Below are 26,368 nucleotides of genomic sequence, written 5' to 3'. Positions count from 1 at the left end.
GGCGGTTTCGGCACACGACGAACCATATGACACGGAACACTGACACCGGTGACGACAGTGGCGACGCAGTCACGGACGGCGGCGTCACCGAGGACGCGAGCGAGTCCGGATTCAGTCCGATCGCCGCATTGAACGACCGCTTCGGCAGCGACTTCGTCGAGTCGTCGCAGTTCTGGCTCCCGCCGTTCCTGCTGGTGGGCCTGTTCGTCTACGGGGCGATCATCTGGAACTTCCTGATATCGCTGACGGACTTCAGCGGCTTCGGAAACCCTAACTACGGCGATCTGGACCTCGAAATGTACACCCGGGCGCTGGCGGAGAGTGGCTTCGTCGACGCCGCGGTCAACACCTTCATCCTGCTCGTCGGGTTCACCCTGGTGACGCTCGGGCTCGGGCTCGGGCTGGCGATTCTGGTCGACCGGAACATCCGATTCGAGAACACGTTCCGAACGATCTATCTGCTGCCGATGAGCCTCTCGTTCGTCGTCACCGCCCAGTTCTGGGCGTGGATGTTCAACTTCAACAACGGGGTCATCAACATCGTCATCTCTTCGCTCGGGCTCGGCCGGGTCGACTGGCTCGGGAACCCGGACATCGTCCTCTGGGCGGTGATGTTCGCGCTGATGTGGCAGTTCGCCGGGTACGCGATGGTCGTGTACCTCGCGGGCCTGCGCGCCATTCCGAGCGAGCACTACGAGGCGGCGAAGGTCGACGGCGCGTCGACGGTCCGGATGTACTGGCGCGTGATCATCCCCCAGCTGAAGGGGTCGACGATCAGCGCGTCCGTCGTCCTGATGGTGTTCGCGCTGAAGGCGTTCGACTTCCTGTACTCGCTGGTGGGCGGCTACCGGCCACCGAACGGGGCGGACATCCTCGCGACCAAGATGGTTCGTGAGGCGTACGCGAACCTGAACTGGGCGTACGCGTCGGCGATAGCCATCGCGCTGTTCCTGATGACGCTCGGCATCGTCGGTCCGTACCTCTACTACCAGTACAACAGAGGCAACCTATGAGCGACGACGCACGAACCGACGGCGGAACGGTATCGGAGACGAGCGCCGGGGCGTCCGACGGGGCGCTCTCGGGGGTCGACGGGTACCGAGTCCTCCTGTATCTCGGGCTGCTCGGGATGCTGGCGTTCTTCCTGATCCCGATCGAGTCCGGACTCGTCACCTCGTTTAAGACCTCCAGCGGCGTCACCGGATCGCTTCCGTTCGCGCCGCCGACCGGGGGCACATTCACCCTCGGAAAGTGGCAGGCCGCGTTCGACGCGCTCGGACGCGGACTCGTGAACAGCGCGCTGTACGCGATCCCCGCGACCGTCATCTCGGCGCTGCTCGGGAGCTTCGCTGCCTACGGGATCACGCAGTCGGACTGGAAGCCGAAGTACAAAGCGCCGATCCTCGCGCTGTTCGTCGCGGGGATATTCATCCCGTATCAGGCCGTGCTCGTGCCCCTCTCGCAGTTCTGGTCGATGGTTCCCATCGAGGAGTCGCTGGGGTTCCTGTGGAGTCTGGGGATCAACGACGATTACGTGGGCATCGTCGAGCTCATCGTCACCCACGTGGCCTACGGCCTGCCGATCTGTACCGTCCTGTTCAGGTCGTACTACAAGAACATGAGCGGGGAGATGATCGAGGCGGCGCGGCTGGACGGCGCGTCCATTCGCCGCATCTACCGCCGGATCGTCCTCCCGCTCTCGGGACCGATGTTCGCGGTGGTCCTGATCTATCAGTTCACCCAGATCTGGAACGACCTCCTGTTCACGCTCGTGTTGGTCCAGACGGAGTCCAGCGCGGCCGCGCCGATCGTCCTGATCCTCGCCGGGCTGGGCACGTCGCTCGAAGGCCAGGACTTCGCGCTCCGAATGGCGGGCGCGTTCATCGCCGCCCTGCCGACGCTCGCGGTGTACATTGCGTTCGGCGAGGAGTTCGCCGAGGGGGTGGCGACGTGATCGCGACCGTTCGCCAGCAGCAATCTATGATCCGACAGCAACCACGTACCCGACCTGACGTATCGCTCTCGAACCGCCGCGCCGTCGAACGGGGGCGATAGCATGGGAACGCTCGAACTCGACGGCGTGACCAAGGTGTTCCCCGACGGCGACGGCGAGATCGTCGCCGTCGACGACGTCGACATCGAGATGCGCGACGGCGAGTTCCTCGTCGTCGTCGGCCCCTCCGGGTGCGGCAAGTCGACGACGCTGCGGATGGTGGCGGGGTTAGAGACGATCTCCAGCGGCGAGATCCGACTCGCGGGCGAGACCATCAACGACGTGAAGCCGCAACACCGGGACATCGCGATGGTGTTCCAGTCGTACGCGCTGTACCCCCACATGACGGTTCAGGGGAACATGGCGTTCGGGTTGGAGGAGTCGACGGACCTCTCCGACGCCGAGATTGAGGAGCGCGTCACCGACGCCGCGGGGACGATGGGGATCTCCGAGCTGCTCGACCGGAAGCCCTCGGACCTCTCCGGCGGGCAGCGACAGCGGGTCGCGCTCGGGCGAGCGATCGTCCGCGACCCGGAGGTGTTCCTGATGGACGAGCCGCTCAGCAACCTCGACGCGAAGCTCCGGTCGGAGATGCGGACGGAGCTCCAGCGGCTCCAAGACGAGCTGGACGTGACGACGATGTACGTCACGCACGACCAGACCGAGGCGATGACGATGGGCGACCGGATCGCCATCCTGAACGCCGGCGAGCTCCAGCAGGTCGCGACCCCGCTGGAGTGTTACCACGAGCCGGCGAACCGGTTCGTCGCCGGGTTCATCGGAGACCCGTCGATGAACTTCTTCGACGTTCGGCGGGACGGCGAGACCCTCGTCGGCTCCGTGTTCGACTACCCGCTCTCGGCGTCGACGCTCGACGACGTGGGCGACGCGACCGACCTCACCCTCGGGGTCCGCCCCGAGGACATCTCGCTGGCCGGCGACGCGACCGGCGAGTACACCTTCTCGACGGTCGTCGAGGTCGTCGAGCCGATGGGCGACGAGAACACCGTCTACCTCCGGTTCGAGGACGCGCCGGAGGGCGAGACGTTCATCGCCACCGTCGGCGGCCTCCAGCAGGTCGCGGCCGGCGACGAGATCACGATCGAGATCCCGGAAGAGACGATCCACCTCTTCGACGGGAACTCCGGCGAAGCGGTTCACAACCGCGAAATCGACGAGTAACGGTCGACGCGCCGCCTCGGTCTCCCGCCGGCCGGAGCCGGCGGGGCCTTTCACTCCCGTATCCGTTCCAGTTCGCGTCGGACGCCCTCGCGCACCCTGTCAGCGACGGCACCCTCGCCCGAGTCGGCGACCTCGGCGTCCTCGGTCTCCAGCAGGCGGTCGAGTTTCCGCTCGAACTCGCGCTCGTCGATCTCGCCGTTGGCGTACCGCTCGCGGAGGGCGTCGAGCGCGGGGTCGCCCGTGGCGTTCTCGGAGTCGGCGTCGTCGTCCGGGATCGGCTTCACCAGCGTGTGGAGGACCGGGAGCGCGACGAAGAGGCCGAAGAACCACACCAGCGGGAGCGTCCACCAGAGGCCGGAGAGGATCGGGGCGGCGACGCCGGCACCGACGACGCAGAGGGCGAACATCCGCCGCCAGCGGTGGCGGAGGTTCCACGCGACCCGGCGAGCGAGTCCGGTCATGGCCGAGGCGACGCCTGCGAGGCGGAAAGCGGTTTCGTCGGGTGACCGCGCCCGGTCGGCGGCGGTCTCACGCCCCGTCGATCACCAGCCGATCGCCCGGGTCGACGCCGTGGCGGTCGCTCCACCCGCGCGGCACTTCGAGGACGTACCGCCCGGTGCCCTCGTAGCGCGTGAGCGGCCGCGACTCGGGTTCGGCCCCGTGGATCCGGGTGACGGTCCCGTTCGCGTCCGCGAAGACGATGTCGAGCGGGAAGGCCATGTCGCGCATCACGTAGGCGCGCTCCGCCTCCTCGTCGTGGACGAACAGCATCCCCTCGCCCTCGGGGAGGTCCTCGGTGGCGGAGAGCCCGACGTACTGTTTCACGACGCCGTCGGCGACGCGGGCGTCGACGGTCGCCAGCGAGTCGCCGGTGTCGCCGTCGACGGCCTCGACCGTGGTCGTGTCGTAGCCGGTGATGAGGAGGGCGGGGGAACTCAGGGCGGCACCGACGGCGAGGGCGGCGAGGAGCGCGCCCGCGAGCGCGACGGCGTAACGGCGGTTCACGGTCGGAGTTCGCGGCGCGGAAGGAAATCGTTTTCCGCTCTCGGCGGGTTCAGACGGGTGAGGGCTCGTGGTCTAGCTGGTTATGACGCGGCCTTTACAAGGCTGAGATCGGCGGTTCGAACCCGCCCGAGCCCATGTCCTGCGGCGAGCAATCCGCGAGCCGCAGGTACGGCGGAGCGTGGTTCGAACCCTGAAAGACGCAGCGTCGAGCGGAGCGAGACGACCGTCTTTCTCCGGTTCGAACCCGCCCGAGCCCATATCCTGCGGCGAGCAATCCGCGAGCGGCGGCGGGGCGAACCGCGGCCGCTCAGAGGTCGTCCGCGTCGAACTTCAGCAGTCCGGCGAGCGGCGGCGCGACCGTCCAGAACACCAGCATCGCGGCCGCCGAGAGCTGCCGGTTCGTGGTCTCGCCGGCGAACAGCCGCCCGGCGAGGAACTCGCGCGACAGCACCTCGATCGCCGTGGTCGGGTTCGACACCCGGAGGAACACCTGGATCTGTGCCGCCGACGCCGGCAGCGCGTCGACGACCGGGCCGGCGGCGTCGAGCAGGCGGCCGGTGACGAGGCTCCACAGGAGGACGAACAGCACGTAGACGCCGATGCTCGCGATGAGCGCGCGCAACTGGGTCGACGAGGCGGCCGAACAGCCAACCGAGATGGCGACGAACACGACGCCGAGCGCGGCCGCGAACACGGTGTAGCCGAGGAACGCGCCGGCGTTGAACGTCACCGGCGCGACGATCAGCACGGCCGCCGGCAGCAGGAAGCCGGCGAACACCGCGAGCGAGAGCGCCGCCCCGCGGCCGACCACCTTCCCGAACACCACGTCGGCCCGGGAGTGCGGCAGCGACAGGAGCAGTTTCAGCGACCCCGACTCGCGCTCGCCGCTGACGGCGCTGTAGCCGACGACGACGCCGACCAGCGGGACGAGGTACGTCACGAGGACCGGACCGACGAAGACGCTCAGCAACACCTCCGTGGCGAACTGCTCGTTCTGGGCGGTGGGGCGGACGAAGAACGCGAGCAGCGAGACGAGCAGCGAGAACAGCGCGATCAGCGCGATCATCCCGCGCGACTGGACCGTCTCGCGGAGGTCCTTGCGAGCGACTGCGGGGAGGCTCACGAGTCCACCTCCTCGGTCGCGGCGTCGTCGTCGGGAGTGTCCGGGTCCGCCGGTTCCGACCGCGAGTCGGTCCCGTCCGACTCGGAGCCGGCCGCGTCGCCCTCGGTGTACGCCAGGAAGAGGTCCTCCAGCGAGGCCTCCCGGGTGTGGAAGTCGTCGACCGTGACGCCCGCGTCTTCGAGGGCGGCGATCACGTCGGTCTTCGCGTCGCTGGCGCAGTTCACCACCAGCTCGTCGCCGTCGCGGGTGACGCCGGAGACGCCCGCGAGCGCGCGGACGGCGTCGACCGCGGCGTCGTCGGCACCCGCGGCCGCGACTTCGAGCGTCTCCTCGCCGCCGACGGCCTCGCGGAGCCCCTCGACGGAGTCCTCGGCGACCAGTTCGCCGTCGCGGAGGATGCCGACCCGGTCGCAGACAGCGTCGACCTGTTCGAGGATGTGCGAGGAGAAGAAGACGGTCGCCCCCCGGTCGGCCTCGTCGCGGACTATCTCGCGCATCGCCTTCGCGCCGGCCGGGTCGAGGCCGGAGGAAGGCTCGTCGAGGATCAGCAGGTCCGGGTCGTCGACGAGCGCCATCGCCAGGGCGAGTCGCTGGCGCATCCCCTTCGAGTACTCGCCGGCCGGGCGGTCGCCGTCGCCGGCGAGACCGACCCGGTCGAGCAGCGCGTCCGGGTCGTCGTCGGCGTCCTTCGACTCGACGGCGAACTCGACGTGTCGCCGCCCGGAGAGGCGGTCGTACACCGAGAACCCGTCCGGGAGCACGCCGGTCCGCCGTCGGATCTCGACGCCGTCGGTCGCGACGTCCGCGTCGAGGACGCGGACCGTCCCCGCGGTCGGGCGCACGAGGTCTAAGAGCATGTCGATCGTCGTCGACTTGCCCGCGCCGTTCGGGCCGAGGAACCCGTACACCTCGCCGTCCTCGACGGTGAGATCGAGGTCGCGGACGGCCGTGACGCCGGCGAACTCCTTCCGAACGCCCCGCAGTTCGATCGCGGTCATGCCTTCCGGTTCCGGCGGTACGTGATAAAGGGTTGTGGGTCGCGGCGCGCGAGAGCCCGTTTTTCGACCGGCGCTGACGGCGCTCGACGCTACGCGTCGTTCTCGGGCGGCCACGCGACGCCGCGGTCGGCGAGCAGGGCGGCGAACTCCCCCTCGTCGATGACGGGGACGTCCTCCGTCTTGGCGTCGTCGCGCTTCGACCGGCCGGGGCTCTCGCCGGCGACGAGGTAGTCGGTGTTGCCGGAGACGCTCGACGTGGCGTTCGCGCCGCGCGCCTCGACGTGCGACTGCGCGTCGCTCCGGGGGACCGACAGCGACCCGGTGAACACGAAGGTGAGTCCATCGAGCGCGTCGGCCGGGCCGTCGCCCGCGTCCGTCTCGAACGGCTCGGGGTCGACGCCGCGCTCGCGGAGCCCCTCGATCGCGGCGCGGTTCTCCTCGTTGTCGAGGAAGGTCCGGATCGATTCGGCCACCTCGGGCCCCACGTCGTCGACCTCGCGGAGGGCCGCCTCGTCCGCGTCGAGGAGGGAATCGAGCGTCCCGAAGTGCGCCGCGAGCGCCCGGGCGGTCGTCGCGCCGACGTCCGGGATCCCGAGCCCCGCGAGGAAGTCGTCAAGTGGCGGGTTCCGGGTCGCTTCGAGTTCGGCGATCAGGTTCTCGGCGCTCGTCTCGCCCCACCCCTCCAGCGCGGCGAGGTCGTCGACGGTCAGGTCGTAGAGGTCCGGCAGCGACGCCACGAGGCCGGCCTCGCGGAGCTGTTCGACCCGTTCGGGGCCGAGCCCCTCCACGTCGAGCGCGTCGCGGCGCGCCCAGTGTTCGACCGCCCGTTCGAGTTGCGCCGGGCAGCCGAGCCCGCCGGTACAGAACGCGAGCGGGCCGTCGCGCTCGACCGGGGCCCCGCAGACGGGACAGGCGTCGGGGAACTCGTAGGTCCCTTCGCTGCGCTTCTCGACGACCTCGGGGACGTAGGGGATCACGTCGCCGGCGCGGTAGATCCGGACGCGGTCGCCGACGTTCACGCCGAGCGCCTCGATCTCCGCAGGGTTGTGGAGCGTCGCGCGCGAGACGGTGACGCCGCCGACGTCGACGGGGTCGAGCTCGGCGACGGGCGTGAGCCGCCCGGTGCGACCCACCTGGACCGTCACGCCCTCGACGGTCGTCGTCGCGGTCCGCGGGGGGAACTTGTGCGCGAACGCCCAGCGGGGCGCGCGCGACGTGGTCCCGAGCGCCTCGCGGTGCGCGAGCGCGTCGACCTTTATCACGACGCCGTCGACCGCGTAGTTCAGCTCCTCGCGGGCGGCGAGGATCTCGTCGCGGTAGTCGATCGCGGCCCCGATCCCGTCGACGACGGCGACGCGGTCGTTCCGGCGGAGCCCGAGCGACTCGAACAGGTCCAGCGCGTCGCGGTGGCGCTCGGGACGCTCCGATGCGTTCGAGCCGTCGCCGTCCGTCTCCCACGCCAGCACGTCGAAGAAGAAGACGTCGAGGGGGCGCTCGGCGACGACCCCGGGGTCGAGCTGTCGGAGCGTGCCGGCGGCCGCGTTCCGGGGGTTCGCGAACGGCTCCTCGCCGCGCTCGATCAGTTCCTCGTTGTACGCCTCGAAGGCGTCGCGGGGCATGTACACCTCCCCGCGGACCGCGAGTCGGTCGGGGTGGTCGTCGCCGCGCAGGCGGCCGGGGACGGAGGGGATCGTGCGGACCTGCTCGGTGACGTCGTCGCCCTCGCGGCCGTCGCCGCGGGTCGCCGCGCGGACGTACTCGCCGTCCTCGTAGATCACCTCGATCGAGAGGCCGTCGAACTTCGGCTCGCAGACGTACGCGAGGTCGTCGGGGTCGAACCCGGGGAGCTCGCCCGACTCGGCCGCGGCCGCCAGCCCCTCCCGGACGCGCTCGTCGAACTCGCGGACCGCCGCCGCGTCGGTGTCGTTGTCGATCGAGAGCATCGGCGCGACGTGTTCGACGGTCTCCAGTTCGTCGAGCGGCTCGCCGCCGACCCGCCGGGTCGGGGAGTTCTCCGTCGGGAGGTCGAACGCGTCTTCGAGGTCCCGCAGCCGGGCGAACAGGGCGTCGTACGTCTCGTCCGAGACGAGCGGGTCGGCCTCGACGTAGTACCGGTGGTCGTGTTCGCGGACCGCCGCCCGGAGCAGTTCGGCCTGCTCGGCGGCCGCCTCGGGCGAGAGGTCGTCGACCGGGTCGAAGTCGGTCGGCGGCTCCTCGACGTACGGGTTCTCGTCCGGGTCCGCGTGCCGCGTCGACGAGGTGGTCATCGGCGGAAACTGGGGCCGGCACCGGGTAAAAGGAACCGCTCGACGGCCGCGGAGTCACCGGACTGACGGTCGTGGCCGTCCCGCTCAGACGACCCGCTCGCCGCGAGCGAACACCGCGTCCGGCTCCCGCCACGCGGTCACGTCCTCGGTCGGGTCGCCGTCGAGGACGACGAGGTCGGCTCGGCACCCCTCGGCGACCCGACCCACGTCGTCGAGGCCGAGCAGGTCCGCGGCGTTGGCGGTGGCGGCCTCCAGCGCCCGCTCCGGCGAGAGCCCGTACTCGACCATGTACTCGAGCTCCCGCGGAATATCCCGGAAGAAATTGAACGGGGTGCCCGCGTCGGTCCCCATCGCGATGAGGACGTCCGCGTCGAGCGCGTGGTCCCACGCGTCGTCAAAGCGGTCGGCGGCGTCCTCGGCCTTCGCGACCGCGTCCTCGGGGATGCCGGCCTCCACGCCGTTCTCGACGATGCCGCGGAGCGCGCTCGCGGTCGGCACCCAGTAGGTGCCGCGCGCGGCCATCATCTCGGCCGCCTCCCGGTCCATGAACGTCCCGTGTTCGACGCTGGAGATGCCGGCCTCGACCGCGTTCTTGATCCCCTCCTCGCCGTGGGCGTGGGCCGCCGTCGGGGTGTTCGTGGGGGCGGCCGCGTCGGTGAACGCCTCCAGCTCTTCCGGCGTCAGCTCGGGCGCGCCCGTCACCGCGCCCTCGGTGAGGACGCCGCCGGTGGCCATACACTTGAGCACGTCAGCGCCCGCCTTCAGCTGTTCGCGGGCCGCCTTCCGCACCTCAGCTGGGCCGTCGGCCTCGCGTCCGAACCAGTTGCCGTGCCCGCCGGTCATGATCACGTTGCGGCCGCACGCGAGCACCCGCGGCCCGGTGAGGTCGCCGGCGGCGACCGCCTCGCCGGCGTCGAGCGCGAGCGTCCCCCGGCTCCCGAGGTCGCGGACGGTCGTGACGCCGGCCTCGACCGCCGCTTCGAGGTTGCCCGCGGTCCGGTAGCTCGCCGTGTAGTCGCTGTCGGAGACCGCGGTCGAGACGTCCGGGCGTCCGTCCATCATCACGTGGACGTGCGCGTCGATCAGCCCGGGCGCGACGACCTTTCCGTCGGCCTCGACCGTCGCCGCCTCGCCGTCCGCCTCGTCGACCGCGGCGTCGACCGTCTCCGGGTCGCCGACCGCGACGATCTCGCCGTCCGCGACCGCGACGTCCGCTTTGCGAGTCCCGTCTACGTCCGCGACGCGTCCGCCTCGAAGCACGTACATACGTCCCAACAGGGACCGTTCGACGGGTAAACGCTCGGGTCGCGGTAGTCGAGCGGGGCCGGTGGGCCGGCGCGCATCTACCCCCACTTATAAACAGATAGCCGGAGTCTCCCCGGGTATGGCAACTGATAGCGAATCGAACGGCGGCGGACTGTACGAGCGACGGATCGGGACGCCGACCACGAACGACGAGGTGAACGGCTACTGGCTGTTCGGGTTCGGGGTGTTGCTCGGGCTGGCCGGGGTCGCGGTGTTCCTCCTCACCGAGTCGGCGACGACGACGCGCGGGATCGGGTACGCGCTGGCGGCGCTGGCACCGGTGTTCGTGATGCTCGGGGCCGTGATCCGGTTCCCGCTCCGGCGGGCCGGGACCTACCTCGGCTACCTCGGCACGGCGGTGAGCGTCGTCGGCGTCGTGTGGTTCGTGAACATCTTCCCGGACAGGTGGTTCACCGCGTCCGGCGACGCGACCGTGATCGGGCTGTACGGCGTCGGACTCCTCCTCATCGGGCTGGCGGGGACGGTCGTCCCGCTGCTCTCCGACCCGGTCCGCGAGGACTACGACCGGATGCGGGGCGAGGCGGCCGCGGCGACGGCGACCGCCGAGGAGACGGGCGCGGAGCTGGAGACGACCCGGGCGGAGCTGTCGGAGACCGAGTCCGAACTCGAATCCGCGCGCGCCGAGGCGGCGGCCCTCCGCGGGAGCAAGGCCCGGTTCGAGCTGTTCGAGGACGCGAGCGGGAAGCCGCGCTGGCGGCTCCGCCACCGCAACGGCAACGTCCTCGCCGACTCCGGCGAGGGGTACGCCTCCCGGTCGAACGCGGTCGAGGCCGTGACGCGGGTGAAGGCGAACTCACCCGGCGCGGAGACGGTCGAGAAGTAGCGGAGCGGTCGGTCGCGGTTCGACTTTCTCTTTCCGCAATCAGGTCGCCGACAGCAGCTTCAAGCGCAGGTCGCGCTCGTCGACCTCGTACTTGAACGCCGGGTGGCCGTCGACCAGCACGTACGGGACGCGCTCGCCGTACTCGTCGGCCAGTTCGGGATCGGTGTCGACGTCGACCTCGTCGAGGTCGACCGCGACGCCGTCGAGGTCGGCGGCGACCGACTCGATCGTCTCGCGGGCGACGACGCAGAGCGAGCAGTCCTCGCGGGTGTAGAGCGTGACCGAAACGGTCGCCTCGGCGTCGTCCGGTTCCGCGTCGCCTGTGGTTCCCGCGCCGTCGCCTCCGTCGTCCCCGGTCACGGCTCCGACTCGTCGTCCGACTCCGCGTCGTCCGACTCCGCGTCGGCCGCGTCGTCGTCCGCGAGCAGCTCCTCGGCCACCGTCTCGGGGCCCAGCAGGTCGGGGTCGACCGCGATGTCGGCGACGGTCGCGACGAACTCCGGCAGCGACCGGCTCGCGTACGTCACGATCCGGACGTCGGGGTTCAGCTCCTTCGCGACCGGGATCCCCGTCGCCTCCTCGACGTCCGTGAGGACGAACAGGTCGGCGTCGGCGATTCCGGCGGCGTCGAGCTTCGCCCTCGTGACGAGCCCGTCGATGCGGGTTATCTCGACGCCGAGCGCCGCCAACTCTTCCCCGAGACCGCGCTCGTCCGGGCCGGCGACGACGGCGGTTATCCGGTCCGCCATCACTCGTACTCGATCGTCGCGGGCGGCTTGTGAGTCACGTCGTAGACGACGCGCGCCACGTTCTCGTTTTCGCCCGTGATCCGGCTCTGGATCCGCTGGAGCGTGCTCCAGTCCAGCTCCTGCGCGCGGGCGGTCATCCCGTCGCGGCTCTCGACGGAGCGGACGGCGACCACCCAGCCGTGGACGCGGTTGTCCCCCTTGACGCCGGTCGCCTTCCCGAGGACCGCGGCGAACGCCTGCCACGGGTCGTACTCCTCCAGCTCCTCCTCGACGACGTGGGTCGCCTCGCGGGCGACCGCGGCCTTCTCGGGCGTCACCTCGCCGACGATCCGGACGGCGAGCCCGGGGCCGGGGAACGGCATCCGCTCGGAGATGATCTCTTCGAGGCCGAGCGCGCGAGCGACCTCGCGGACCTCGTCCTTGTAGAGGTCGCGCACCGGCTCGACGATCCCCTCGAAGTCGACGACCTCCGGGAGCCCGCCGACGTTGTGGTGCGACTTGATGTTCCCCTCGGACTCGATCCGGTCGGGGTAGATCGTCCCCTGAACGAGGTAGTCGGCGTCGACGTCGCGGGCGACCGTCTCGAACTCGTCGATGAACCCCTCGCCGATGACGTGGCGCTTCTCCTCCGGGTCGGTGACGCCGGCGAGGCGGTCGAAGAACCGGTCCTGCGCATCGATCACCCGCAGCGATTCCATGAACGAGAAGGTGTCGCGGATCTCTTCGGTCTCCCCTTTCCGCATCAGCCCCGTGTCGACGTAGACGGGGGTGAGCTGGTCGCCGACCGCCTCGTACGCGAGCGTCGCGGCGACCGAGGAGTCGACTCCGCCGGAGAGGGCGATCACGGCGTTCGCGTCGCCGATCGCCTCCCGGATCTCCGCTTTCGCCTCCGCGATGAATTCCTCCGTCTCGACCATCTATAGCCTCACGTCCGCGTTCCGCTCGGTTGTGTCCGTCGATTCCAGCGCCGCCTCGACGAGCGCGACGAACGGGGGACTCGCGCGGTCCGGGCGCGACCGGAACTCGGGGTGGGCCTGCGTCCCGAAGAAGAACGGGTGGTCGGGGCGCTCTAAGATCTCCATCCGGTTGTCCGCGCGCCCGGAGAAGACGAGTCCGTCCGCCTCCAGCGCGTCGATGTACTCGGGGTTCACCTCGTAGCGGTGGCGGTGGCGCTCGGTACAGGAGTCGGCGTCGTACACCCGCGCCGCGAGCGTGTCCGGTTCGATGTCGGTCTCGTGCGCGCCGAGCCGCATCGTCCCGCCCATGTCCTCCGTCTCGTACTGGTCGGGGAGGAGGTCGATGACGGGGTGGGGCGTGTCGGGGTCGATCTCGGCGGAGTGCGCGCCCGCCAGCCCGAGGACGTTGCGCGCGTGGTCGACGACGGCCATCTGGAAGCCCAAGCAGAGCCCGAGGAAGGGCACGCCGTTCTCGCGGGCGTACCGGACCGCCTCGATCTTCCCGTCCGTGCCGCGGGAGCCGAACCCGCCGGGGACGACGACGGCGTCGGCCGCGGCGAGGCGCTCCTCGTGGCGGTCGGTGGTCTCGTCGGCGTCGACCCACAGCACGTTCACCTCGGTCTCCGTCTGGATCCCGGCATGTTTCAGCGCCTCGTGGATCGACATGTACGCGTCTTCGAGGGCGTACTTGCCGACGAGCGCCACGTCGATCTCCTCGTCCCGGTCGCGGGTGACCAGATCGCGCCACTCGGTCGACCGGTCCTCCTTCGGGAGCGCCTCCTCTTCGAGGCCGAGCCGCTGCATCACGTGCTCGTCTAACCCCTCGTCTTCGACCATCAGCGGGACGTGGTAGATGTCCTCGACGTCGGGGTTCGAGAAGACGGCGTCGGTGGGCACGTCGCAGAACAGGGCGATCTTCTCTTTCGTCTCCGGGTCCAGCCGGTCCTCGGAGCGCCCGACGAGGATGTCGGGCTGGAGGCCGATCGAGCGCAGCTCTTTCACGGAGTGCTGGGTGGGCTTGGTCTTCTGCTCGCCGTTCTTCGAGTACGGGACGAGGGTGACGTGGGTGAAGAGGATGTCCTCGTCGTCCTCCTCGTGGGCGAACTGGCGCAGCGCCTCTAAGAACGGCATCGACTCGATGTCGCCGACCGTCCCGCCGATCTCGACGAGACAGACGTCGGAGCCCTCGGCCGCCTCGCGGATCCGGCGCTTGATGTCGTCGGTGACGTGCGGGATGATCTGGACTGTCTTGCCGAGGTAGTCGCCGGCGCGCTCGCGCTCGATGACGTGCTCGTACGTCTTCCCCGTGGTGACGTTGTGGTCGAACGTCATGTCGGTCCCGAGGAAGCGCTCGTAGTTGCCCAGATCGAGGTCGACCTCGCCGCCGTCCTTGAGGACGTACACCTCGCCGTGTTCGTACGGGTTCATCGTCCCGGCGTCGACGTTGAGGTACGGGTCCACCTTGACGGCGGTCACGTCGAAGCCCGCGTTGGCGAGGAGTCGCCCGGTGCTGGCGGCGGTGATGCCCTTGCCCAGCCCGGACATCACTCCGCCCGTGACGAACACGAACTTCCGACCCAGCGAGGGGTCGTACCCCGTGTCGGGATCTGCTGGCATATCGACCGTCCGTCAGGGGGCGGCAAAACCGTTTCGGACGCCGTATTTTGCTGAACGTTCGTGTCGTTTTGGACGTGTCGATCCGCTATCAAAACGCGGCTGTGGCGGCGTGAGAGATGCTCGTCGAGTCGGGGGGATCTGCGAATCGGTGAACGGGAGTCGGCCCGAACGCCTCCAAAGCCCCAGTCGCTCGGTACTACGAAACAACCGTTGTGATCGACGCCCCCGAACCGCCCAGCACAGCACCTCACGCCTCCCCAGCCTCGTCGGCGGCTCCCGATGGTCGCCGCCGACTCCCTCGCGCGTGCTGTCTCGCGGTCGCCGAGGGCGACCGCTCACAGGCACGCGCCGCCGCGTAAATGAGGAGAGAGCGGTCGCTCGCGGGCTTCGAGTGAAGTTTTGCGAGGGAAGAACGCTCCGAGAGCGCCTTCCGCATCACGGGGGGTTGACCCCGGCGATGCGAGGGGAGGGATTTGAACCCACGGACCTCTACAGGAGCGGAGCTTGAATCCGCCGCCGTTTCCGGGCTTGGCTACCCTCGCACGCGGTCGGTCGTTCGACGGCGTCGTTCTTTATTTCGTCGGTTCCGCGCCGACCAGCGTGGCGCGGAAACCGCCGGTCGCCGACTCGTCGACCTCCAGGGTCCAGCCGTGCGCGGCCGCGACGCGCTCGACGATGGCGAGTCCGATCCCGGTGCCGCCGCCGCGGGAGACGCCGAACTCGGTCAGCGCCTCGCGCTCGTCGTCCGGGAGCCCCGGCCCGTCGTCGGCGACGTACAGGCCGCGGTCGTCGACCCCGACCCGGACGGTCGGGGCGTCGTCAGCGTGGTCGAAGGCGTTGCCGATCAGGTTCCCGACCGCCCGCCGGAGCAGCGTCGGGTCCCCCGTGACCGGCCCCGAGTCCTCGACGACGATCTCGGCGTCCGCGGGGCGATCACCGAAGTCGCCCGACTCCAGGCAGTCGGCCGCGATGTCGTCGAGGTCGACGGCGGCGTCCTCGGTCTCGACGGCGTCCGGGTCGCGGGCCATCACGAGCGCCTCGCCGAGCATCGACTCGATCCGGTCGAGCGCTTCCTCGGCGGCCGCCAGCCGCTCCGTGCTGCCCGTCTCCCGAGCGAGGTCGACGTAGCCGCGGGCGACCGACAGCGGGTTCCGCAGGTCGTGCGAGAGGGATCCGGCGAGGCGTTCGAGCCGCTCGTTGAGCCGCTCTAACTCCCGTTCGCGTTCGACCCGGTCCGTGACGTCGCGGATGACGCCGACCGCGCCGACGACCTCCCCGCCACGCTCGATGGGCGTCAGCCGCGTCTCGGTAGTCACCTCGCTGCCGTCGCCGAGCGTCGTCGCGAGCTGGACCCGCTCGTCGTCGGCCTCGCCGGAGAGGACGCGGTCGGCCGCGACCCGGTAGCGGTCGCCCATCTCGGCGCTCCAGTACCCCTCCTCGACGAGCCGCTCCGGGTGCTCGCCGTGGAGGACCGCCTCGTCGAACTCGGTCACCTCGCGGAGGCGGTCGTTGATGAACACCCGGTTCCGCTCGGCGTCGAGGACGTACGCCCCGTCGCCGAGCGCGTTCACGATCGACTCGGCGTGGTCGATCGGCGTCGATCCCGGGGCGGACTTCATACGACCGCCACGGGCCGAGCGCTCAAGTGTTCCTCGGATAGCGGCAACCGACCGCCGCCCCCGCGGGACGAACCGACGACCGCCGCCGCGAAACGGTTAGGTCCCTCCCGCGCGAACGCCGCGCACATGGACGAGCACACCCGCGACCCGGGCGTCGCCCCGCCGCTCGGGGACCCGACCGGGTGGCACGCGGGCGACTCGTCGGCCGCGCCGTCGGACGATACGGGGGAGTCTTCCGGCGGTCCGCCCGACGCGCGGGTGGTCGGCGGCTACTGGGAGCACGCGACGCTCCGCCGCGCGACGGAACACGGCGTCCGGCTGTTCAACGACGGCGCGTACCACGAGAGCCACGACTGCTTCGAGGACGAGTGGTACAACTACGGGCGCGGCACCGCGGAGAGCGCGTTCCTCCACGGGATGGTTCAGGTCGCCGCCGGCGCGCACAAGCGCGTCGACTTCGAGAGCGACGCCGGGATGCGGTCGCTGTTCGAGACCGCGCTCCAGTACCTCGACGGGGTCCCGAGCGACTTCTACGGGGTCGACGTCGACGACGTGCGCGAGACGCTCCGGGCCGCGCTCGACGACCCCGCCGCGGTCGACGGGTGGCGGATCCGCCTCGACGACGCGCGGCCGCCGGCGTACCCCGCCGACTACGAGTACGCGGAGCGGGTCGACGAGACGCACTGAAGGGGCGAGCGGCGGGTGTGCGTCGGTCCGCCGGCGATCCGAACGCCACTTACCCGCCGCGCGCCTGTGGACCGTATGGAAGTCCACGATCTGGGCGACGGGGAGCCGGAGGTCGCCGTCGTCGGCGCGATCCACGGCGACGAGCCCTGCGGCGCTCGCGCCGTCGAGCGCCTGCTCGACGCCGACATCGACCCCGAGCGCCCGGTCCGACTGATCGTCGCCAACGAGGCGGCGCTCGCGGCCGGCGAGCGCTACCTCGACGCCGACCTCAACCGTGCGTTCCCCGGGAACCCCGACGCCGAGGCCCACGAGGTGCGGCTCGCGGCCGCCCTCCTCGACGCGCTGGAGGGGTGTACGACCCTCGCGATCCACTCGACGCAGTCGTACGCGGAGCCGTTCGCCGTCATCGACTCGATGGACGAGGTGACCCGCGCCGTCGCGCCGCACCTGCCGGTCGACGCCGTGATCCAGACCGACGCGTTCACCGAGGGGCGACTCATCGAACACCCGCACACCCTCGAAGTGGAGGCCGGCCTCCAGGGCTCCGAGCGCGCCGCCGACAACGCCTACTGGCTCGCCCGCGCGTTCCTCGCCGCGACCGGGGCCATCTCCGCGCCCGGTGCCGACGACGTGTTAGACGCCGGCGGCCGCGAGGACGTCTCGGTGTTCCGGCTCCGCGACCGGATCCCGAAGCCCGCCGCCGACAGCTACGAGGTGTTCGCGCGCAACTTCGAGCGCGTCGAGTCCGGCGAGCGGTTCGCGGCCGCCGACGGCGAACCCCTCCTCGCCGACGAGCCGTTCTACCCCGTGCTGCTGTCGCCGAACGGCTACCGCGACCAGTTCGGCTACGTCGCCGACCGGGTCGGCACGCTGGAGTAACCCCGGTCAGACGGGGTCACGGCGGCTCCCGAGCGCCTACTCGACGAGTTCGATCGTGTCGTCGCCGTCGGGAACGACGCAGATGAACGCGCCGGGCTCGTCGCCCTCGTTGCGGTACCAGTGTTCGACGCCGGCGGGGATCAGCAGGGCGTCGCCGGGCGAGACCGTCCGCTCTTCGTCGCCGACGCCGACGACGTACTCGCCGGCGAGGACGTACTGCTCGTGTTCGACCGCGTTGGTGTGGCGCGGGACGGCCGCGCCCGGCGCGAGTTCGAACCGCCGCATGGCGAAGTTCGGGGCCCCGTCCGACTCGTCGAGGAGGACCGCCTTCGAGAGGCCGTCGGCGGCGTCGACGGGTTCGGACGCGACGTCGCCGCCGCGTTTCACGACCGGATCGGGTTCGGTTGCGTCGCTCATGGCGTCCGTGATGGATGGTACGCACTTAATCGCTTACCGACCGGCAGGGGTCCGCGAGGTGACTGATCGCCGGGTGAACCCCGTTACTTAACCGGGCACCGACCGAACTCGCTGGCATGCGTGGAATCAAGATCGGGAGCGCGTTCGGCATTCCGATCAGGCTCAACTGGACGTTTCTGTTCGTCTTACCGCTGTTCGCGTACCTCATCGGGCAGCAGGTCGGAACGATCGTCGAGGTGATGAACGAGACCGCGGGGCTCGGGGTCGACGCGGCCGTGCTCGCGTCGGGACCCGCGCCGTGGTTCCTCGGGCTGGCGGCCGCCATCGGGCTGTTCGTCGGGGTGTTGCTCCACGAGTTCGGCCACTCGCTGGTCGCGATGCGCTACGGCTACCAGATCGAGTCGATCACCCTGTGGCTGCTCGGCGGCCTCGCCAGCTTCGAGGAGTTCCCCGAGGACTGGAAACACGAGTTCTGGATCGCGATCGCCGGGCCGCTGGTCAGCGTCGCGGTCGGGGTCGTCTGCTACGGGGTCGTCTTCGCCCTGCCCACCGGGACGGGGGCCTCCGTCGGGGTGAACGCCGCCCTCTTCGTCTTCGGCTACCTCGCGCTGCTGAACGTCGTCCTCGCCGTCTTCAACATGCTCCCCGCGTTCCCGATGGACGGCGGGCGCGTGCTCCGGGCGCTCCTCGCGCGGAACCAGCCGCATGCGCAGGCGACCCAGCGGGCCGCCTCCGTCGGGAAGGTGTTCGCGTTCCTGATGGGGGTCATCGGCCTGTTCACCTTCCAGTTGCTGCTCATCGTCCTCGCCTTCTTCGTCTACATCGCCGCCTCCGGCGAGGCCCAGCAGACGACGCTGAAGGCCGCCTTCGAGGACGTGACTGTCGGCGACGTGATGACCCCCCGCGAGGACCTCCACACGGTGAGCGGAGACGCGTCGGTCGCGGAGCTGATGAGCCGGATGTTCAAGGAGCGCCACACGGGCTACCCCGTCCTCGACGGCGACGAGCTCGTCGGGATGGTCACCCTCGAAGACGCGCGGTCGGTCCGCGAGGTGGAGCGCGACGCCTACCGCGTCGACGACGTGATGGCGACCGACCTGGTCGCCGCCGATCCGAACGCCGACGCCCTGACCGCGCTCCAGACCATGCAGGAACACGGCGTCGGGCGACTGCCCGTCGTCGACGCCGACGGCGAACTCGTCGGCCTCATCTCGCGGTCCGACCTGATGACCGCGTTCAACATCATCCAGACCGGCGGGACGCCGCGGGTCATCGGCGGTCGGCGGCAGCAGGTCGGCGACGAGCCCGGCGTCCTCTGAGCTCTCGTCCGCCCGGCCCGGGGGACCGCGGCCCGGCGTGGGGTATATACGCGGCAACGACCTACCTCGGTACGTGACAACCCGGACCATCCGCGCCCGCGACCGGCCGGTGTTCGGCGTCGACGTCCACAGCGGCGACGTCCGCGGCGACAGTCCCTCCTACGCGCTCGTCATCCTGGACCCCGTCGACGAGGACGACGAAGACGCGCCCGACGCCGACGGGCCGATGGCTCGGGTCACCCGCGACGTGGTCTCCTTCCGGAAGCTCTGCCGGCTGATCGACGACCGCGAGCCCCTCTACGTCGCCACCGACAACGCCTACGAGCTCGCGGCCGACAAGAACGAACTCGTCGGCTTCCTCCGGTCGCTGCCGGACGGCACCCGACTGGTTCAGGTGACCGGGGCGGAGCGTCCGGAGCCGCTCTCCCGGGTCGCCTCCCGACACGGGATCCCCTACGGCAAGAAGCCGATGAAGGAGGCGGAGGCGTCGGCCCGGCTCGCGGCCGCCAACGTCGGCCACGAGGTGACCGCGTTCACCGACGAGACGACGGTGAAGGTGTCCCGGGGGCGCTCCACCGGGAAGGGCGGGTGGAGTCAGGACCGCTACACCCGGCGGATCCACGGCAACGTCCGGAAGCGGACGCGGCAGGTCCAGTCGAAGCTGAAGGAGGCGAACCTCTCGTTCGAGCGCGACGTGACCGAGAAATACGGCGGCTACGCGAACGCGACGTTCACCGTCGAGGCCCGCCCGGAGGACATCCCCGTCTCGGACTCGCGGGCCGGCGACGTGCGCGTCGAGGTCGAGCGCGAGCGCCGCGACGGCATCGAGTACGAGCCGCTGGTGAAGCGGCGCGACCGCGTCATCGTCGGGATCGACCCCGGCACCACCACCGCGGCCGCGGTCGTCGGCCTCGACGGCACCGTCCACGCGCTGTACTCCTCGCGGACCGGCGACACCGCCGAGGTGACCGAGTGGATCGTCGAGCAGGGGCGACCGATCATCGTCGCCGCCGACGTGGAGCCGATGCCGGAGACGGTCGAGAAGTTCCGGCGCTCGTTCGACGCAGCGGGCTGGCGGCCCACCACCGACCTCCCGGTCGACGAGAAGCTCCACCGAACCCGCGAGGCGAGCTACGACAACGACCACGAGCGGGACGCGCTCGCGGCCGCGCTGTACGCCTACGACGACCACGAGGACCAGTTCGAGCGGATCGCGGCGAAGACCCCGCCGCGGCTCGACCGCGGGGCGGTGATCGCCGGCGTCGTCGCCGGCGGCTCCTCGGTCGAGGCCGTCATCGAGGAGCTGAGCGAGGACGACGGCGGCGACGGCGGGAGCGGCGACGGCGACGACGAGACCGACCCCACGGAGCCGGAGCGCACCGAGGAGGAGGAGACGATCCGGCGGCTCCGCGAGCGCGTCGACCGACTGGAGTCGCACGCCGAGTCGCTGGAGGACGACCTCGACGAGCGCGACGACCGGATCGCGGAGCTGGAGTCGGAGCTGGAGGAGGCGAAACGCGAGGAGCGGATCGAGGCGCGGACGCGGCGGGCGGTCTCGCGGCTGGAGCGCGAGACGGACCGGTTGGAGCGCGAGCGCGACGAGGCGCAAGAGCGCGTCGCGGACCTCGAACGGAAGGTGGAGACGCTGAAGGAGCTGTGGCGGCTCGACCACTCGAACTTCGGCGACGTGGCCGAGGGACAGGGGCTGGTGAGCGTGAAGGTCGTCGAGCAGTTCACGCTCGACGCGCTCGACGCCGCGGACGAGGCGTACGGGCTCGTCGCCGGCGACGTGGTCTACCTCCGGGACGCGTCCGGGGCGGGCCGGCGGACCGCGGAGCGGCTCGCGGAGACGGAGCCGCGGGCGGTGATCCGCGGCGAGGGGAACCTCTCGGACGTGGCCGACGAGGTGCTGTTCGAGCGGGCGATACCCGTCGTGCCGGCCGACGCGGTGCCGGTCCGAGAGGTGGACGAACTGGCGGTCGCGAGCGAGGACGACCTCGCCGCCGCCGTCGACGACTGGGAGGAGCGCGCGGAGGAGCGCCGGCGCGACGAGAAGGCCGAGCGGATCGACCGGATCATCTCCGAACACCGCGCGGGGCGGACGCTCCCGGAGACTGAAGAGTAGCCGCTCCGCCAAACCGACGCCGTCGCGCTCGGGCCGCGTGAGCCGACACAACACGCTTCCAGAAGTCATATGTCCGGGAACGCACACTCGCAGGTATGGACGCTCACGAGCTGATCACCCGGAACGCGGCCGAGGTGGTCACCGAGGCGGAGATCGAGGCGCTGGCCGACGACCCCGAGGGCAAGCGGGCGTACGTCGGCTACGAGCCCTCGGGCGTGCTCCACATCGGTCACATGCTCACCGCGAACAAGCTCATCGACCTCCAGGAGGCGGGGTTCGAGGTGACGGTTCTTCTGGCCGACGTTCACGCCTACCTCAACGACAAGGGATCGTTCGAGGAGATCCGCCACACCGCCGAGCGGATGCGCGACCAGTTCATCGCGTACGGGCTCGACGAGTCGAACACGCAGTTCGTGCTCGGCTCCGACTTCCAGCTCGACGACGACTACACCCTCGACCTCCACGCGCTTGAGTTGGAGACCACCCTCGCGCGGGCCGAGCGCGCGATGGCCGAGATCAGCTCGGGCGACTCGGTGAAGGTGTCACAGGCCGTCTACCCGCTGATGCAGGCGCTCGACATCCCGTACCTCGGCGTCGACCTCGCGGTCGGCGGGATGGAGCAGCGCAAGGTCCACATGCTCGCGCGCGACGTGCTCCCGAGCATCGACCGCGAGCCGCCGACGAGCCTCCACACCCCGCTCATCGCCGATCTGGGTACCGGCCGCGGGAAGATGTCCTCCAGCGAGGGAGTCACCATCTCGATGGAGGACTCCCGCGATGACATCGAGTCGAAGGTGAACGACGCCTACTGCCCGCCGACGGCCGACCCCGAGCCGACCGAGGACGGCGTCGAGCGCGAGAATCCGGTCCTCCAGGTGTTCGAGTACCACGTGTTCCCGCGGTTCGACTCCGTCGTCGTCGAGCGCCCGGAGGAGTACGGCGGCGATCTCGAGTACGACGGCTACGACGACTTAGAGGCGGACTTGGAGTCCGGCGAGCTCCACCCCGCGGACGCGAAGGGCGCGCTCGCGGAGTACCTCGACCGGCTCATCGCGCCGGGCCGCGAACAGCTCGCGGAGTAGGTCGGGCTACTCGGGGTCCGTTTTCCTCGTCGCCGCGTGGCCGGCGACCTCGCAGCCACCGTCCAGACAGCCGCGGCCGGCGGCCGTCTCGAAGACGGGGAGCCCGCAGTCGCACTCGTCGACGACGACGCCGGCAGGGAACGAGAAGGTGGTCTCGCAGTCGGGATAGTTCTCGCAGCCGAGGTAGACGCGGCCGGGCGCGGAGCGGACGGCGAGGTCGCCCTCGCAGTCGGGGCAGCCCCACGCGCCGTCGAACCGGTCGCTGACGGCGTCCTCCATGGGATCACAGGCGGGGTCGAGACAGAGGTGGAACGGCTCGCCGCGCTCGACGCGGAGCTTCGGCAGGCCGCAGTCGTCGCAGGTCGCGTCCGTGACGCTCGCGCCGGCCGGGAGTCCCCACCGCGTCTCGCAGTCGAGACAGACCACGTCGCCGCGCGAGCGAACGAGCGGCCCGCCGTCCTCGGGACAGGTTCCGACCGGCACGCCGGCCTCGGTGACGGGGAGCGCCCGGCTCGCGGTCGCCTCCCGGGCGACCACCCGGAGTTCCCGGGAGCCGTCGCGGGCGGTGACGGTGAACCCGTCGCCGTCGCCCTCGACGACGACGCTCTCGGGCCGGGTGAGCCACGCAACGGGCTGGTAGCCGTCGGCGTCGTGGACGAGCGTGGTGTCGTCGGGCTTTATCAGTATCACGACGCGGCCGCGGTGGGTGCGCGTCCGGTCGCCGCGGTCGGTCACGTCGCAGTCGCCGGCCAGCACGCGGAGTCGTTGCGGCATGGGAGGGGTGGCCGCGGTATGGGTGAAAAGCGGTCGTAGCGGGCGTTTATATGGAATATTGAGCGGGAGGAAGACTGAAACTCGTCGCTTCGGACTCGACCGCTCGACTATACACTACTCCGGTCATAATCGTGACCCCCGCATCCCCAGTCGCTCGCTACTACGACATCGACACCGTGACCAAGACCGCCGAAGCCCCAGTCGTGAGGCGGGCGCACGCTCGCTGTGCTCCTCGTCGCTCACTTCGTTCGCTCCTGCGGTGCTTGCGTCGCCTCTGCCCGCCTCGCGACTGCCCCTTCGAGTCCCGCCCCGCTCCGCACAGCACCTCACACCTCCCCAGCCTCGTCGCTGGCGGCGACGGCCGCCAGCGACTCCCTCGCGCGTGCTGACTCGCGGCGCTTCGCGCCGCTCGCAGGCACGCGCCACCGTGGGGAGTCATTTCACCCGAACCGTTCGCGTCGCCGTGACGGGCAGAAGCGGGAGGTCCGGGAAGACGACCTCGACGACGAACTCTAGCTCGTCGGCGTCCGGCGGCCCGAACACGCCGACCGGGACCGTCGTCTCGCCGTCGAGGTACGTCGTCGTCGCCGTCATCTCCACGTCGTTGACGGTGACGCGGATCCCCGTGCGGGCGCTTCCGGACCGGGTCGAAACGGCGACCTCGCACATCTCGTTCTCGCCGACGGCGATGGCGTCCGGGAAGTCGCCCCAGTCGACGTCGATCCGGGGACAGTCGCGCGCGGCGTCGACGATCCGCTCGGCGACGGAGTCGCTCAGCCCGGCCCCGGCGAGCGCCTCCGGGCCGTCGTCGACGACGTCGGCAGGGGACGTGAGGCCGGCGTCCGCGAGGCGCTCGGCGCGGCCGGAGCCGACTCCCTCGATCGCGGTGAGCGCGACCGCCTCGCGGGAGACGCCGTGCTCGACGCGCGCCTCCACGCGGCGGGCGAGGTTGGCGGCGCGGGGGCCGGCGAAGCGGTCGAGGAACTCCGCGAGCGCGGCGAGCAGGCGGAGCGCGTTCTGGCGGATCACCCACGCGTCCGAGCGCAGGTCGCTCGGGATCGAGTCGGCCATGCCGGCGAGCAGGATGGCGAACACCTTGCGGTGGCCGTCTTCGAGGTCGGTGTCGCGGCCGTCGAGGATCCGGTCGACCGCGTCCGCCTCGGCGGAGCGCGCCGACACCGAGTCGAACTCGCCGGCCGACGCGACGGTCTCTAACACCGCGTCGGCCGTCAGCGTCTCGCGGTCGGCGAGCCGCCGGAAGCGGCGGGCGGTGTCCAGGCGGAGGTAGTACTTCGAGGCGAGCCGTCCCAGCCCCGTCGGCTCGATGGCGAGGTCGTCGTCGGCCGCGACGAACCCGTCGTCGACGAGCGATTCGAGCGTGTCGCGCACGCGGTCGCGGAGCGTGGAGAACTCGTACGCCTCCGGCTGCGACTGCGCGCGGACGTAGTAGAAGGTGGTCTCCAGCCACGCCATCACGTCCTCCAACCCGCGGATCGTCCCCATCGCGATCTCGGCGTTGAGGTGCGATTCGAGGTCGGCGGCGAGCCGCGACTCGATCGCTTTGCCCTCGCGCAGCAGTTCCCGGTACTTGTCCGCGTCGCCGCGGTCGCAGACCACCCAGCCGTACCCCACGTCGTCGTACTCCGGGCGGCCGGCGCGGCCGAGCATCTGGAGCACGTCCAAAGGCGAGATGTCGGTCTCGCCCTCCAGCGGGTCGTGATACTTCGTGTCGCGGATGACGACGCAGCGCGCGGGGAGGTTCACCCCCCACGCGAGCGTCGACGTCGAGAAGAGGAACTTGATCTTCCCCTGCTTGAACCACTCCTCGACGCGGTCGCGGTCGTCCTTGCCGAGGCCGGCGTGGTGGAAGCCGACGCCGTCGGTGACCGACTGGCGGAGCGTGTCGTTCGTGAGCTCCTTGGCCTCGTTGTGGAAGTCGTAGTCGTCCCGCGAGTCGATCGGGATGTCCCGCTCGGTGATCTCGTCGCGCGCCTTCTTGGCCGCCTGAACGGTGTCCTGCCGCGAGGAGACGAACACGAGCGCCTGCCCGTCCTCGCGGACGTGCGGCTCGGCCAAGTCGAGCGCGCGGTAGAGCCGTCGGTACTTGTCGGCGAACGCGTTCGAGCCGTGCGAGTACGTCTTCACGCCGGTTTCGAGGTCGACCGGGCGGTACTCGTCGCCGAACGCGTACGTCGTCTCCGCGGGCGCGTCGAGCCACTCGGCGACGTCGTCGATGTTCGGCATCGTCGCGGAGAGCGCGACGACGCGCGGGTCCTGGAGCCGCCGGAGCCGCGAGACGGTGACCTCCAGCACCGCGCCGCGCTTCTCGGAGTCGAGCAGGTGGACCTCGTCGATGACGACGCAGTCCACGTCGGTGATGAACGAGTAGCGCGCGGAGTCGTGTTTCCGCGTCGCGCTGTCGGCCTTCTCGGGCGTCGTCACCAGCACGTCCGCGCGCTCCGCGCGGCGGGGGTTCAGGTCGCGCTCGCCGGAGACGACGTACACGGAGTAGCCGAGCTCCTCGAACCGCTCCCACTCGCTCTCCTTCTCGTTGGTGAGCGCGCGCAGCGGCGCGACGAAGAGGGCGGTGCCGCCCTCCGAGAGGGTCCTACAGATGGCGAGTTCGGCGAGCGCCGTCTTCCCGGAGGCCGTCGGAGCCGACGCGACCACGTTGTGGTCGGTCTCCCAGATGCCCGGCAGCGCCTCGCGTTGCATCCGGTTGAACTCGTCGAACCCGAAGGCGTCGGCGAACTCCGGCACCGCGTCCGCGACCTTCACGGCACACCACACCCGTGCGCGAGTCGTCGGGAACCGCGGCTGTGTCGCATCGGATTGAGAGGGGGGCTTCGAGGGCAAAGGCGTTTCTCATGCGAGCGCGGCGAACGGATCCCGTTGGCGGGAGCGTGGGCGCGTCCGGGTCGCCCGGCCGACCGCCGTCGCGGACCCACATCGTTTAGACGACCGCGGTCGACCGCACGGGTATGATCCCCTCGTCGCCGCTCGTGATCGGTATCGCGGTCGCGGTCGCGCTGATCGCGCTGTTCGTGCTCGTCCGCCGGCTCCGCGGCCCGTCCGCCGAGGCGCGCGAGTCGAAGCGCGCCCACGAGGCCGCTCAGAGGCGCGACGCGCCCGTCGAGATCGGCGAGACGTACGAGTTCGGCGTGACGGAGCTGACGGACCACCACTCCGGCTCGGAGGTCGCCGTCGGGAAGGTCGAGGGGTTCGTCGTGTTCGCCGAGGACATCCCCGGCGGCCTCGAACCCGGCGACGTGATCCGCGCGAAGGTGCTCTCGTTCAACCAGGGCCGCACTTCCGCGGACGCGACGTTCGTCGGGCGGGCGTAGCCGGAATGCTCGACCGCCCCGCCCGCGCTCCGCCCGCGCCTGAATCGACCGCGTTCGAACCGCCCGTCGACCGCGCTTCGATC

The 26,368-nt window shown here is 70.6% G+C and carries 23 protein-coding genes, 2 tRNA genes and 1 pseudogene; 11 read left to right on the top strand and 15 right to left on the bottom strand.

The features are described 5' to 3' along the window. The first annotated feature begins 26 nt into the window (after positions 1-26). From NAF06_RS06680 to NAF06_RS06670, 3 genes are all read left to right on the top strand, one after another. Complete coding sequence (locus NAF06_RS06680) at positions 27-1,013, top strand: carbohydrate ABC transporter permease (protein ID WP_008585120.1); 987 nt, start codon at positions 27-29, stop codon at positions 1,011-1,013. Next, entirely contained in the window at positions 1,010-1,954 is a 945-nt protein-coding gene (locus tag NAF06_RS06675) for a carbohydrate ABC transporter permease (protein ID WP_008585122.1), read from the top strand. The genes NAF06_RS06680 and NAF06_RS06675 overlap by 4 nt, the downstream gene beginning before the upstream one ends. A gap of 102 nt (positions 1,955-2,056) precedes the next feature. After that, a complete protein-coding gene (locus tag NAF06_RS06670) occupies positions 2,057-3,175 on the top strand; it encodes an ABC transporter ATP-binding protein (protein ID WP_008585124.1) in 1,119 nt (372 codons plus the stop codon). A 50-nt stretch (positions 3,176-3,225) separates the two neighbouring features. Here NAF06_RS06670 and NAF06_RS06665 read toward each other — a convergent pair whose 3' ends face one another. Further along, positions 3,226-3,636, bottom strand: a complete 411-nt coding sequence (locus tag NAF06_RS06665) for an SHOCT domain-containing protein (RefSeq protein WP_008585126.1) — start codon at positions 3,634-3,636, stop codon at positions 3,226-3,228. Positions 3,637-3,703: 67 nt separating this feature from the next. Then, positions 3,704-4,180 carry a DUF192 domain-containing protein gene (locus NAF06_RS06660; protein WP_008585127.1) on the bottom strand — a complete coding sequence of 159 codons (477 nt, stop codon included), beginning with the start codon at positions 4,178-4,180 and terminating at the stop codon, positions 3,704-3,706. A gap of 61 nt (positions 4,181-4,241) precedes the next feature. Between NAF06_RS06660 and NAF06_RS06655 the strand changes: the two genes are divergently transcribed. Further along, positions 4,242-4,315 (top strand) — tRNA-Val (locus NAF06_RS06655). Between the two features lie 172 nt (positions 4,316-4,487). On the opposite strand, the gene NAF06_RS06650 is transcribed toward NAF06_RS06655, so the two are convergent. The 4 genes from NAF06_RS06650 to NAF06_RS06635 all read right to left on the bottom strand — a co-directional run bounded on the left by NAF06_RS06650 (position 4,488) and on the right by NAF06_RS06635 (position 9,834). After that, positions 4,488-5,303, bottom strand: a complete 816-nt coding sequence (locus tag NAF06_RS06650) for an ABC transporter permease (protein ID WP_008585129.1) — start codon at positions 5,301-5,303, stop codon at positions 4,488-4,490. Continuing rightward, positions 5,300-6,301 (bottom strand): ABC transporter ATP-binding protein, encoded by a 1,002-nt coding sequence (locus NAF06_RS06645; protein ID WP_008585131.1) that lies wholly within the window; start codon positions 6,299-6,301, stop codon positions 5,300-5,302. The genes NAF06_RS06650 and NAF06_RS06645 overlap by 4 nt, the downstream gene beginning before the upstream one ends. A gap of 89 nt (positions 6,302-6,390) precedes the next feature. Further along, entirely contained in the window at positions 6,391-8,568 is a 2,178-nt protein-coding gene (gene ligA / locus NAF06_RS06640) for an NAD-dependent DNA ligase LigA (RefSeq protein ID WP_008585134.1), read from the bottom strand. A gap of 84 nt (positions 8,569-8,652) precedes the next feature. Continuing rightward, the gene (locus NAF06_RS06635; protein ID WP_008585136.1) at positions 8,653-9,834 is read right to left on the bottom strand and encodes a metal-dependent hydrolase family protein; all 1,182 of its coding nucleotides are present in this window, start codon (positions 9,832-9,834) and stop codon (positions 8,653-8,655) included. A 118-nt stretch (positions 9,835-9,952) separates the two neighbouring features. On the opposite strand from NAF06_RS06635, the pseudogene NAF06_RS06630 reads away from it, so the two are divergent. After that, positions 9,953-10,699 (top strand): annotated as a pseudogene (locus tag NAF06_RS06630) (YegP family protein); the annotation flags it as partial. A 57-nt stretch (positions 10,700-10,756) separates the two neighbouring features. Here the strand turns inward: NAF06_RS06630 and NAF06_RS06625 are convergent. The 6 genes from NAF06_RS06625 to NAF06_RS06600 all read right to left on the bottom strand — a co-directional run bounded on the left by NAF06_RS06625 (position 10,757) and on the right by NAF06_RS06600 (position 15,658). Continuing rightward, positions 10,757-11,077, bottom strand: coding sequence for a glutaredoxin family protein (locus NAF06_RS06625; protein WP_008585141.1), 321 nt, complete (start codon positions 11,075-11,077; stop codon positions 10,757-10,759). Then, complete coding sequence (locus NAF06_RS06620; RefSeq protein ID WP_008585142.1) at positions 11,074-11,466, bottom strand: DUF7126 family protein; 393 nt, start codon at positions 11,464-11,466, stop codon at positions 11,074-11,076. Before NAF06_RS06620 ends, NAF06_RS06625 begins: the two co-directional genes overlap by 4 nt. Next, entirely contained in the window at positions 11,466-12,383 is a 918-nt protein-coding gene (gene guaA, locus NAF06_RS06615; RefSeq protein WP_008585145.1) for a glutamine-hydrolyzing GMP synthase, read from the bottom strand. Before guaA ends, NAF06_RS06620 begins: the two co-directional genes overlap by 1 nt. Then, positions 12,384-14,039 carry a CTP synthase gene (pyrG, locus tag NAF06_RS06610; protein ID WP_008585147.1) on the bottom strand — a complete coding sequence of 552 codons (1,656 nt, stop codon included), beginning with the start codon at positions 14,037-14,039 and terminating at the stop codon, positions 12,384-12,386. 458 nt (positions 14,040-14,497) lie between these two features. Continuing rightward, a tRNA-Leu gene (locus NAF06_RS06605) sits at positions 14,498-14,581 on the bottom strand. Between the two features lie 30 nt (positions 14,582-14,611). Next, positions 14,612-15,658: a PAS domain-containing sensor histidine kinase gene (locus NAF06_RS06600; RefSeq protein ID WP_251106197.1), complete on the bottom strand. Its 1,047-nt coding sequence runs from the start codon at positions 15,656-15,658 to the stop codon at positions 14,612-14,614. Between the two features lie 126 nt (positions 15,659-15,784). Here NAF06_RS06600 and NAF06_RS06595 point away from each other — a divergent pair, with 126 nt between their 5' ends. Next, a complete protein-coding gene (locus tag NAF06_RS06595; protein WP_251106196.1) occupies positions 15,785-16,345 on the top strand; it encodes a DUF309 domain-containing protein in 561 nt (186 codons plus the stop codon). 75 nt (positions 16,346-16,420) lie between these two features. Then, entirely contained in the window at positions 16,421-17,224 is an 804-nt protein-coding gene (locus NAF06_RS06590; protein ID WP_251106195.1) for a M14 family metallopeptidase, read from the top strand. Positions 17,225-17,260: 36 nt separating this feature from the next. Here NAF06_RS06590 and NAF06_RS06585 read toward each other — a convergent pair whose 3' ends face one another. Beyond that, on the bottom strand, positions 17,261-17,641 hold the full coding sequence (locus NAF06_RS06585) for a cupin domain-containing protein (protein ID WP_008585168.1): 381 nt from the start codon (positions 17,639-17,641) through the stop codon (positions 17,261-17,263). 116 nt (positions 17,642-17,757) lie between these two features. On the opposite strand from NAF06_RS06585, the gene NAF06_RS06580 reads away from it, so the two are divergent. The 3 genes from NAF06_RS06580 to NAF06_RS06570 all read left to right on the top strand — a co-directional run bounded on the left by NAF06_RS06580 (position 17,758) and on the right by NAF06_RS06570 (position 22,167). After that, positions 17,758-18,960, top strand: coding sequence for a CBS domain-containing protein (locus NAF06_RS06580; RefSeq protein ID WP_008585170.1), 1,203 nt, complete (start codon positions 17,758-17,760; stop codon positions 18,958-18,960). Between the two features lie 73 nt (positions 18,961-19,033). Then, the gene (locus NAF06_RS06575; RefSeq protein WP_008585172.1) at positions 19,034-21,085 is read left to right on the top strand and encodes a DUF460 domain-containing protein; all 2,052 of its coding nucleotides are present in this window, start codon (positions 19,034-19,036) and stop codon (positions 21,083-21,085) included. 95 nt (positions 21,086-21,180) lie between these two features. Then, positions 21,181-22,167 carry a tyrosine--tRNA ligase gene (locus NAF06_RS06570; RefSeq protein ID WP_008585175.1) on the top strand — a complete coding sequence of 329 codons (987 nt, stop codon included), beginning with the start codon at positions 21,181-21,183 and terminating at the stop codon, positions 22,165-22,167. Between the two features lie 6 nt (positions 22,168-22,173). Here the strand turns inward: NAF06_RS06570 and NAF06_RS06565 are convergent, their stop codons facing one another. Then, positions 22,174-22,941, bottom strand: a complete 768-nt coding sequence (locus NAF06_RS06565) for a topoisomerase DNA-binding C4 zinc finger domain-containing protein (RefSeq protein WP_192813813.1) — start codon at positions 22,939-22,941, stop codon at positions 22,174-22,176. Positions 22,942-23,376: 435 nt separating this feature from the next. Next, positions 23,377-25,719, bottom strand: a complete 2,343-nt coding sequence (locus NAF06_RS06560; RefSeq protein WP_008585180.1) for a DEAD/DEAH box helicase — start codon at positions 25,717-25,719, stop codon at positions 23,377-23,379. Between the two features lie 203 nt (positions 25,720-25,922). On the opposite strand from NAF06_RS06560, the gene NAF06_RS06555 reads away from it, so the two are divergent. Next, the gene (locus tag NAF06_RS06555) at positions 25,923-26,285 is read left to right on the top strand and encodes a TRAM domain-containing protein (RefSeq protein WP_008585182.1); all 363 of its coding nucleotides are present in this window, start codon (positions 25,923-25,925) and stop codon (positions 26,283-26,285) included. Positions 26,286-26,368 lie beyond the last annotated feature (83 nt).

It is taken from the genome of Halorubrum hochsteinianum, assembly GCF_023702125.1.
Taxonomy (GTDB): Archaea; Halobacteriota; Halobacteria; order Halobacteriales; family Haloferacaceae; genus Halorubrum; species Halorubrum hochsteinianum.
This window is presented reverse-complemented; position numbering and strand designations above follow the sequence as displayed.